This is a genomic window from Photorhabdus tasmaniensis (assembly GCF_011189505.1).
GTDB lineage: Bacteria > Pseudomonadota > Gammaproteobacteria > Enterobacterales > Enterobacteriaceae > Photorhabdus > Photorhabdus tasmaniensis.
The window spans coordinates 43,014-53,344 of sequence record NZ_PUJU01000008.1; the positions used below are offsets into that span (position 1 = coordinate 43,014).

The window sequence follows — 10,331 nt, forward strand, 5'->3', positions numbered from 1 at the left end:
ATGTCCCGACAGGTGAATATACCTATTTCCGTTTTCTCCTACATGTATTGTCGCGGTGATATTTAACCTCTTAAACTCTCTACAAACTTCATAGAACCCATGTAAATCATAGATACTTCCGGCATAGGTAGAAACAGGATCTGTGACAGAAAATACATACGACATAGGATTTTTTTCTTGTTTTCCTCCTCTATGCCTCTTGTAAATGCTTCTCCGTCATATGGATTCGGTGAACGAAAAGGATTTATATCTTTAATAATGCTTTTGGCTTCTGATAACGTAAGAACAATATGGTATTGAGTATTATCACTTAATGCCTTTTCTAATCCTACGGCATCAAAAAATTCATGTTGAGGCTTTAGCTGATTAATCCCCACATTACCCCTTAAAAAATCCCCCATGTAACCTTCCACACTGGGATTATATTTTTTATATGTCATACGCCTTCCTTACATCAGTTTAATATTACTTATTCTGACATCTTCGTTTATATAATAAACAGGGTCAACAAAAATAATTTAACTCTTATCAGAATGCTCCCTGAACCCGACAAACTGATAATGCCCCCTGGCTTCATCCAGTGCTTTTATATTGCCGTTTGCGGTATTGTGTTCACCGGCTAATTAAAGACGCGATAACGGTTTGCCAATATCATAAATAGAGTGGTATTAATGCGGGCCATCTTGTTCACATCATTACTCGCGGCATGGGATAACCAGCGATAAAAATGCGAGGCGTGTGCCTGTAATTTTTCCCTTCTTATGGGCTGGGTAAACTCAATGCCATTATGGTTCATTCGTCAGTGTTCAGGTTGGTGAGGCTTAAACATCTTCGTCGATAAATTATAAACACCATTACTAAAGCTGATGATTTTCCTGAGCTGCCCTCTGATAACAGGGAATTGCAATTTCATTGTGTTAATCGCGTTGTTGATTCCACTAAGTGTTTAGTCCAAATATCTAAAGATTCAGTGTGGAATGTTAAACAGAGGGAGACTCAGGAAGAGGTTATAGACGTGTTACGGAAACAGTACAGGAAAATTAGCGAGCCGGAGATGCTGACTGAATTTACGTATATTGACAAAAGTTACATAAAAAGCTTACATTTATTACATGGATATAACAATAATTTCACGTATTGACCAAAATGCTTATATTTAAGTCAGATTACCCTGAGAAAGGCTAATCTCGTGGTTAACTATTTTTCCATGCCATCCCGCATGGATATTTATTCTGCACTGTTTTGTGCGCCCTGGAACAGTTCGTTTTATCATTGATTTTTTAAATAAATCAGTGACCTGAGCGGTTGCTCTAGTCCATATAAGCGGTTTCCAGGCTGGTTTTGTAAAGAAAAGATCAATGAAATTGAGCTCACAGAGGAAAGTAAGTAATGGACGTATCCGCGCGTAAAAAGTTAGTGTCTGAATACCTGTGCAAACTTGCTGGTAAGCAAGATTTAGACGATTCAGTCAATATTTTCGAAACCGGCTTGGTTAACTCCTTGGCCGCTATCCAGTTAATCTCCTTTCTTGAAAAAAACTTCAAAATTAAGGTTGAAATCGATGACCTTGATAATGCCAATTTTTCCAGCATTCAGGCGGTCTGCAACTTCTTAGACAGAAAGGTGGCGGTAAATGCTTAATCGCTTTTTGTCACCTTCGCAAAATGCGTGGTTACAGGCATTTGAGCAATTTTCAGCTATTGAAGTCGCTCCTTATGCCGATGAATGGGACTTGGAAGAAGCGACGCCCGTAAATGTTGTGCAAAAACTTGCGCATAACGGTTGGTTAGGTGGTTTAGCGAAAACTGAGAGCGGCGGTCTGGGGTTTGATGCCACGACTTTCGGATTGCTGAACATGGCCATCGGTGCCGGGAGCGGCTCGCTCACCGGTTTGCTGAATGTTCACTCAATGGTGTTGAAAACCATCGAGGATTGGGGTTCTCAAGATCAGAAACAGCGCTTTCTCGCGCCGCTGGTGAAGGGCGAAATCATTGGTGCCTTCGCGCAAACTGAAGTTTCCGCCGGTGGCGACTCTAAAAACCTGTCGACTAAGTTTGAAGAAGATGGAGATTATCTGAGGGTTAATGGGCAAAAAACCTGGATTACTTTCGCCCAGATCGCGGATCTATTTCTGGTATTCGGTAAATACCAGGGGTTGGATACCGCCGTATTAGTTCCCAAAAATACCCCAGGGTTAAAAGTGACCGCCAAGAAAAATATGCTGGGCTTTAAGAGCGCATATCTGGCGGTGTTGGATTTCACCGATTGCCGGGTTCCTAAGACAAATATTGTAGGAAAGCCTGGATTTGGACAAAACCTCATCTCTAACAACGCGTTGGACTTTGGTCGCATCAGTGTGGCCTGGGCGGCGCTGGGAATACAACAGGCGGCATTGGCGGCGTCTGCTCGCAGGGCCAACTCCCGCTCCACCTTTGGTTCGTTACTTGCGGACCAAGGCATCATTCGCGGTTACCTGGCAGAAATGTCCGGTAGCCTGCTAGCCTCTCAACTCGTTTGTTTATCAGCGACAAAAGCGAAAGAAGCAAGGGATGAAGATGCTCTTGAGCAGATTCTTCAAGCCAAGCTTTTCGCCTCGCAGGAAGCTGGCGTTGCCGCGGCGAAAGCCGTGCAGATTCATGGTGGTCACGGTTGCGATGAGAGTAATGGCGTCAGCCGGCTCTATCGGGATGCGAAAATACTGCAAGTTGTTGAAGGTAGCAATGAGCTGCAAAAAATGTTGATCGGCAAGGAGGTATGTAATCGGTACAACTGCAACTTTGCACAGACTATCTCATAAACCACTCCTTAAATTTATTTCACCCTGAAAAGACAGACTGCTTAGTCTGGCTGATGGGGTGCTATTACCTGGCGTTCGTCTGTAACGCTGGACGTAATGAAGTTTGGGAGCAACAAAGCCAGCAATCAGAGGATTTCGGCATCATGGAAACTGGTCAACTTATTACTGATTATTTCGAAAGCACGGCGAAAGATAACCAGAACCCGGCGATACGGTGGGGAAAAGGCAACTCTTTATCCTGGAGCGAGTTATACGAAAGAGCGCAACGGCTGGCGCATTATCTGGTTAATGAGCGCGGCGTATGCCAGGGTGATTGCGTCGCCATTGGTCTTGAGCGTAGCCCGGAATTTCTGGTGGCAGCATATGCGGTACTGCTTGCTGGCGGCGTTTATTTTCCTGTTGATGTAAAAACCCCTGTCGCCCGGTTGGCGTCTATGTTTGCGACGGCCCGATGCCGTATCGCTTTTTGCAATGTGACGCAGGAGAGTCTGTTTATTGAGGCTAATGCCGAATTGGAGTTGATCAGGCGTGAACGTCTGACAGAAATATCCACTTTTCAGCGTTTAGAAAACGCTGGCAAAAAAGTGCCCCAATTGCGGGCCGCCGATCCCGCCTACTTAATTTTTACTTCCGGTACGACCGGCACGCCAAAAGGAGTTTTGGTAAATCATAGCGCTTTCATAAACCGGCTGGAGTGGCATCAGACTCACAGTGAGATGACGGATTCGGACACTATCCTACAGAGAACTGCGCTGACTTTTGACGTCTCTTTATGGGAGCTATTTTTACCTGCTTTGAACGGTGCGAGTCATTATCTACTGCAACCGGGATTGGAGTCATTTCCCAGAGGTATAGTGGCTGCACTGGAAAACGAGAATGTTACCGTTGTCCACTTTGTCCCCAGTTTATTGAAGCCGGTTCTGCAAGAGCTTCAGGAAGGCAATGTGGATACCTTGCTGTTGCCGGCGCTGCGTAAGGTATATGTGAGCGGGGAGCCGCTGTCTGCCTCTCTGGTTGATCAATTTCAGAAAGTATTCGCTTCGCGTTGTCTGTTGACTAATTTATACGGTCCCACGGAAGCGGCGATCGACGTCAGTTTTTATGATTGCGTGGAAACCTTGCCGGGAGTCATCCCCATTGGGCAGGCTCTCACCGGGTGTCAGTTGTACGTCTTGGACCAGGATAGTCTGGCGTTGAAAGCAGATTCGGAAGAAGGCGAGATAGCCATTGGCGGGATATGTCTGGCCGAGGGCTACTACAACCAGAAGGACCTGACCGATAAAGCATTTATTTTCCACCCGGAACTTCAACAACGGATATACCTGACCGGTGATCTTGGATGGTATGAGGAAGGAAGAGGCTTTTTCTGCCAGGGCCGGAAGGATACGCAAGTTAAGCTACGCGGACTGCGCATTGAACTAGGGGAGATAGAGCATCATCTGCTCAACTATCCTTCTATTACCGAGGCTGTCGTCTGTATGGTTGAGGACGAAGAGCAGGAACAATGGCTTGTCGCGGCGATCGCGGTAGGGGAAGAGGTGTTTGATCCGCAGGATATTCGTCAATTTCTCTCTGCGCAAGTGCCGGCTTACATGTTGCCTACCCGTTATTGGCAGACTCGAAGTTTGCCGAGGTCCAGCTCAGGGAAACTTGATAGGAAAGCCATCGCCAGGAATATGCGGGATCTATTTTTCACCAAAGTGGTAGCTTAAGTCATGAATCAGTCGATTTTTGAGCTATCCCGGTCACAACAGACCGTTTTTAAAATGGAGGCGTTTCATCTGTCTGGCCATCGGTTTTATCTGGGCGGCGTTGTGCGTCTGAGTGGAACCCTTTCTCTGGATCAACTGGTGCGGGCGGCTGAAACTGTCCGGGATTCTCAGGATGTATTCCATATTGGATTTGTCACCGATCATTTGGAAACCGGACAGTTGGAAATACAGTGGCGTGGAGTCCGGCACGACGCACCTCAGGCTGAAGTGGAAAAGGTGGATTTCAGCAGGCATCCGGAGCCTGGGCAGGCTTTCGATAGCTGGGCAGAGCGGCAACTGTTGGTGGAGGAGGAATTGTCACTCACACCGATACGAATTTTCGCTGTGCGTTTCCGACAAGAACAGTCGGGATGGTTTGTGAAGGCGCATCATGCAGCGGCGGACAGTGCAGCGTTGGCGATACTGATGGAGCATTTGGCGGAGGCGTTGGAGCAGGAAGCTCTGGGCATGGGGAAGGCGGCGTCCCCCTTATTTTCTGTTATTGCCGAGGGAGAGCGGGACTACGAGAGCTCCCGGCGCATGGAAAGGGACGCCGCGTATTGGCGGAGTGTTTTTGGCGACACGCAGTCAGCAAGTGCCAGCAAAATATCCTGCCGCTATCCGATTGGCGACTATCGCGGATTGGAGCCTCGCTCTATGCGTGTACGGGTCGTTTTGAGCGAAGCGCAAAACGACATGCTGCGCAGATTCAAGAGCAGCGGCGGTTCTGTTTTCCGGCTGTTTTTCGCTGCTGTCGCGCATACGCAAATGGTGATTGAAGACGGCAATGGCGCTTTATTGCAGGCACCCATGCTGAATCGCTGGAACGAGGATGAAAAACGGTCAATCGTTATGGCGGTGGCACCAGTCTTGGTTCCGGTGTTTCGTGAGGAGGGGGAGACGGTGGCGGATTGCTATCGCACCCTTAAAAACCGTCTGCAAAAAGCCATTGTGCATTCACGCTATGCCCCAGGCACCCGTTGGGGGGATTTTGTATCGCAAGACTGGAAGCGGATTATTCCGGCCTTCGGTGTTTCCTATCAAACAGGCGTGTTTCAGCATACTGTCTCAGGTGCAGAAGTAGAGATTAATCACATTCAGGCGGTGGAGGCGCTGTTCGCCACTGTTCACATCCACGACCGCTTCGAGGGCGGCTGCTTCAAGCTTGATGCGGATTTTCGCAAGGTGTGGTCATCCGACCAATGTCGCGCGTTCCTGCAAACTGTCATTGACTATGCAATGGAAGCGGCCGCTGAAGTGATGGGGCAAACAGAAGAAGTCAACGCTTGTTTAGATTGCAGAGCAGAATCGATAGGCGTTCATTTACGCGACGCTTTTGAACGCTATGCTGACAATTTGTTGTTCAGACAAGGTATAGGCGTAGAGCTAGGTAACCTGACTTACCGCCAGGGTTTGCAATGGATTCGTCAGTTCAGCGTGCAGTTGCGGGGCCAGCATTCCGGGCACAATCCGGTGTTGATCTTGGGAAGACGCTCTCCTGAAACGATACTCGCCTATCTGACCTGTCTTATTGAAAATGTGACGGTGGTTCCTGTTTGTCCCACTACGCCTTTGGTCAGGTTATCGACTATTATCCGTAACTCGGGGGCCTCTCTTTGCATTTACATGGGTACGGATCGGGATCTGGCGGAAGCGTTGGATTTGCCACTGTTGCGCGTTTCGCTGGATGAGGCGTTATGTGAAGAAATGTCGCATCCAGAGGAGCGACCAGAACCAACGTGGTCGAAACAGGCATACAGCAACCCTGCTTATATCCTGTATACATCCGGATCGACCGGAGAACCTAAAGGCGTTGCGATTTCTCCCATTGCGCTGGCGAACTATGCGCTGGCGGCCAAAGAGGCTTACGCTGCCGGGGCACCGTTTAATATGCCTTTGTTCACCTCCTTTGGATTCGATTTGACGCAGACTGCTATTCTGATCCCTGTTTTATCGGGCGGTTTTATACAAGCTTACGAACAGGACATTCGCGATAATCCGGCACTGCTGCGGACTCTTCTCGCCGATGAGTCATTGACGGGCGTTAAATGTACGCCGTCTCATCTTTCATTACTGATTGAACATAGCCCCAAGAGACACAATCCGTTGACCTTTGTTGTCGGTGGAGAAAACTTGTCCGTCGTGTTAGTGAATAAAGCGCTTGATTTCTATCCTTCTGGCAGCAAGGTGATCAATGAGTATGGGCCGACGGAGGCGACAGTAGGGTGTTGCATCTATTCAGTGAGCGGGCCTGGCGGGAACAGCAAGACGAACGGTGTGATTATGCCTATCGGCAAAGCGCTGGGTAAAGCGGAAATGTCGATAAGAGATGCCTGGGGCCAAAATATGCCCCGTGGATTCAGAGGCGAAATATGGATCGGCGGTCCGGTGTTGGCGGATGGGTATATTAACGACAGTATTCAGACAGAAGCAAAATTCGTGCGCAGCGCTGATGGGCGACTCCGTTGGTATCGCACGGGCGATCTGGGTTTGCAGGACGAACAGGGTGTGTTTCATTGTGTTGGTCGCATCGACGATGAATTTAAAGTGCGTGGTCACCGGATTCATCCTGCGGAAATTGAAAAAGCTGTGCAAGACACGCTGACGCACCTTGGGCAAGACGATGATCACCATTGGCAGTTGAAGGTGCTGAAACTGATTGTTGATGATGTTGATGGAATTGATAGAGATGAAACGGTCACTTTGTGCAGCAGTAAGCCTGTCCCGTATGACAGCCATGATTTCCAGAGAAGCTTGAGAAGCAAAATTCCTGAGGCTTGGCTGCCGGGGCTGTACTGCACTGTGCAGCCCTGGCCGGTTAATGCTAATGGTAAGGTTGATATGGCCGTACTCACCGCCGAGGCTAGGCGGGTGGCGGTTGATGCTTCTGATATTCGTTCAACTGACGAGAAAGGTCAGGGGGAGCAGGAAGCCTACAAACTCCCTTCATGGCTGGATGCAGAGTTTTTAAGGCCGATCTGGCCGCAAACTGTGGATCTGACGGCCTCATTTTTGGCGCAAGGGGGTGACTCGATCAAAGCGATCCGGTTTGTCGCGTTGCTAGCCAGAGAAGGTGTTCGGATCGGCGCAAGTGAATTGTTAACTTCGATAGCTTTAGGCTCTGTGCTTGAAAAAGCGTGTGCGGAGAAGCCGGAGGACGCGGTAACCGATTCGGCCATATCGGCCATAATAGAAGGATCCGAAGCAAACTGGGTGAAGTATTTACCTAGTGTGCGCTGGTTCCAGCAACACCGCTTTAAACACGGTGATCGACTGCAACAGGGAGTGGTGCTTGAACTGCCACGGTCCGTTTCCGCCGGGCGTATAAACGTTGGCGTCGCAGCGGTAAAAGCAAGGCATAAAATCTTCTCCCTGAGGGCAAATCGGGATTTGAGCGAATTCCATTTTTCGTCTTCGGAGCCGGAACAGCATGGCTGCGATATGTTGGTGCAAGGAAAGGTGTTGGCACAAGGGGAGCACCTTGAAGACAGACTAAATAAATTGCAAGGTGAGGTCTGTCTGGAGAATCAACCCAGCGTTCATGAAGTGGTGTTCGATCCGGTTTCGAACAAAAACTATCTGATCTGGGTTTGCCATCACCTTATTTGCGATGTGCACTCATGGATTTTCTTGTTGGATGAATTGGATCAGGCGCTGAATGAATCGGTGGCCCAGGCTAATGCTGATGTGGAGCAGGGAGCGTTCCTTTGGGGGAAATGGTTGCGGGATCACACCTCTTATGCAGAACCTGTGCTACATGACGACGCTTTTTATCTGCCGGCGGTTGCTGCCGTCACTTTGGCACTGTCAGTTTCCGGCGATAACTTAGGGTTCATGGCGCAACGCTGCAAAGCTGAACGTTCACAGTTGATCGCTGCCGCTTTGATGGAGGTTGTGCAGGATAACGGCGTGCTGCTGGAGCAGCCCGCCGTGCTGTTTGAAAATCACGGACGCTTATTCTCCGAGGCGGAAATGCCCGCTATCTGGAATGCAGCAATGGCGAACGCGGTGGGTTGGTTTACCGGCTTCAATCAATTGAATCTTAATGTTCCCTTAGATCATCCGTGCGACTTTTTGCGCGCGTTGAAGTCGTGCCTGTATGAAGGCAGTCTGGACTGGAAAGACCAACTGGGGCTGAATGGCACGGGTGTGCGGCCACTAATCTGCATCAACGACATTGGTTTCGGACTGGGCAGTTGCGGAACATGGAGTCATTTCAATCTGGTTCATTCCCTGTCGGGTGGTTTTCGACATCTCGACGAAAAGAGTGTGGCCGACTTTGACATACTTATTCGCGATGGTCGCGAGTCCGGTTCTGTTTTCGTTGAGTTGAGGTTGGGTGTTCTTGGCGCTGACGGTAATGATGCCCGGCGCTACCTGACGCAATTGAATGAAAAGTTATCGGCCTGGAACGATGTCTGGAACAAGGCATTTCATGATGGACAGACTGCTCATTGTCCGGAGCGGGCGTTGATCCCTTCGGATTTTCCTCTTTGTCAGCTCTCGCAATCGGAGCTCGATCTCATTATTAATGGAGCCTCAGCATGAGAACCGCTATCGACTCAGCGAAGACAGTGTTTTTATTTCCCGGAGTGGGGGCGCAGAAACCGGACATGTTTGCCGAATTCAGAAAGTATCCCGAGTATCGGGCCTGTCTGGAAGAAGTGTCGGAGCTGTCTCAGGTCGATTTATACGATGTTATCCACGGCGACCAGCGCGATACCTTGAAACAAGTGCGTATCGCCCAACTGGCACTCACGGCGACGACAGTCGCCATCGCCGACATATTACGGAAGTATTGTGGACTGGTTCCCGAGTTTGTGATGGGACACAGCCTGGGACAATATCCAGCCCTGTGCTCTGCCGGGTATCTTGATCTGGCGACACTGACCAAAATAGTGAACATCCGTTCGGAAGTGGTGGAGGCCTGCGCCCGCAATTACGATCAGGGCGAAATGTGTTGGGTATTGCACATCCCAGCCGAAGTCGTGGTTCAGGAAGTTGAGAAAGCCAGAAAAGACGACGGCGTGGAGGTGTACATATCCGCCATCGATGCGTTTGATCAGGCGACAGTTTCCGGTGTGATGGCTGATATTCGACGCTTCGCGCCTCGTATGGAGGCGTTGGGAGGGTTGTTTTATCCGTTGAAAATCGGTGGCCCGTTTCATTCGCCTTTAATGGCGGAGGCAAAAGCGGAATTAGAGGCGCGGCTTGACTTTTTGCCTGACGCAGGCAAGCCGGATGCGCTTATCTCCAGACTTGTTTGCAACGTCAGTGGCGCTGAATTGCCAGCGGAGAACCTGAAATCATCGATTTTGCAGCACCTGACGTCTCCGGTGCAATGGCTGCAAAGCTTGCAATATGTTGCGCAGAACGGTGTCACCCGCTATTTGGAAATTTCACCGAAAACCGTATTGAGCTATCTGTCTGAGCGTGCCGGATTGCCTATGCTACCTCTGTGCCAACCGGATGAAATTTTCACTTTCGCTGAAGACTTAAGCGCCACAGCGAATCGGCTGGAGCAGTTTTTCAGGTGTTGCTATTTCCATCTTTACAGCTCAAGACTGCCTGACATAGCGGATTTGGCGGCGATAGAACGACTGCGGCGAATCAGGGATGAGGTAAAACAAAGGATGAAAGAAAAAAATATGAACCCTGAGGAATGCGACTTTCTCCACCAGCGCACACAGCAGTGGCTGGGGATTATTGAGGAGAGCGGAGGTCTCCCTTTGTCTATGGAGAAGATGAAGTTGCAAAGCTTGTTTGATGCGGTAGGGCGTTGA

General features: G+C 49.4%; 6 protein-coding genes and 1 pseudogene. 5 read left to right on the forward strand and 2 right to left on the reverse strand.

Translation table 11 applies throughout. The features are described 5' to 3' along the window. Positions 1-62: 62 nt before the first annotated feature. Entirely contained in the window at positions 63-440 is a 378-nt protein-coding gene (locus tag C5471_RS05220) for a hypothetical protein (protein ID WP_242688577.1), read from the reverse strand. 105 nt (positions 441-545) lie between these two features. Continuing rightward, positions 546-940, reverse strand: a pseudogene (locus tag C5471_RS25235) (DNA primase); the annotation flags it as partial. Between the two features lie 449 nt (positions 941-1,389). On the opposite strand from C5471_RS25235, the gene C5471_RS05225 reads away from it, so the two are divergent. From C5471_RS05225 to C5471_RS05245, 5 genes are read left to right on the forward strand one after another with little or no spacing between them, the layout of a single operon-like run. Continuing rightward, entirely contained in the window at positions 1,390-1,641 is a 252-nt protein-coding gene (locus C5471_RS05225) for an acyl carrier protein (RefSeq protein WP_012989112.1), read from the forward strand. After that, positions 1,634-2,797 carry an acyl-CoA dehydrogenase family protein gene (locus C5471_RS05230; RefSeq protein ID WP_133815767.1) on the forward strand — a complete coding sequence of 388 codons (1,164 nt, stop codon included), beginning with the start codon at positions 1,634-1,636 and terminating at the stop codon, positions 2,795-2,797. Before C5471_RS05225 ends, C5471_RS05230 begins: the two co-directional genes overlap by 8 nt. A gap of 53 nt (positions 2,798-2,850) precedes the next feature. Further along, positions 2,851-4,509: an amino acid adenylation domain-containing protein gene (locus tag C5471_RS05235; protein ID WP_207627211.1), complete on the forward strand. Its 1,659-nt coding sequence runs from the start codon at positions 2,851-2,853 to the stop codon at positions 4,507-4,509. A gap of 3 nt (positions 4,510-4,512) precedes the next feature. Further along, positions 4,513-9,096, forward strand: a complete 4,584-nt coding sequence (locus C5471_RS05240; RefSeq protein ID WP_133815766.1) for an AMP-binding protein — start codon at positions 4,513-4,515, stop codon at positions 9,094-9,096. Beyond that, a complete protein-coding gene (locus tag C5471_RS05245; protein WP_133815765.1) occupies positions 9,093-10,331 on the forward strand; it encodes an ACP S-malonyltransferase in 1,239 nt (412 codons plus the stop codon). The genes C5471_RS05240 and C5471_RS05245 overlap by 4 nt, the downstream gene beginning before the upstream one ends.

Coding starts and splice junctions, on each gene's coding strand:
- C5471_RS05220 (WP_242688577.1), bottom strand. CDS start 440: ATGACATATAAAAAATATAATCCCAGTGTGGAAGGTTACATGGGGGAT.
- C5471_RS05225 (WP_012989112.1), top strand. CDS start 1,390: ATGGACGTATCCGCGCGTAAAAAGTTAGTGTCTGAATACCTGTGCAAA.
- C5471_RS05230 (WP_133815767.1), top strand. CDS start 1,634: ATGCTTAATCGCTTTTTGTCACCTTCGCAAAATGCGTGGTTACAGGCA.
- C5471_RS05235 (WP_207627211.1), top strand. CDS start 2,851: ATGGGGTGCTATTACCTGGCGTTCGTCTGTAACGCTGGACGTAATGAA.
- C5471_RS05240 (WP_133815766.1), top strand. CDS start 4,513: ATGAATCAGTCGATTTTTGAGCTATCCCGGTCACAACAGACCGTTTTT.
- C5471_RS05245 (WP_133815765.1), top strand. CDS start 9,093: ATGAGAACCGCTATCGACTCAGCGAAGACAGTGTTTTTATTTCCCGGA.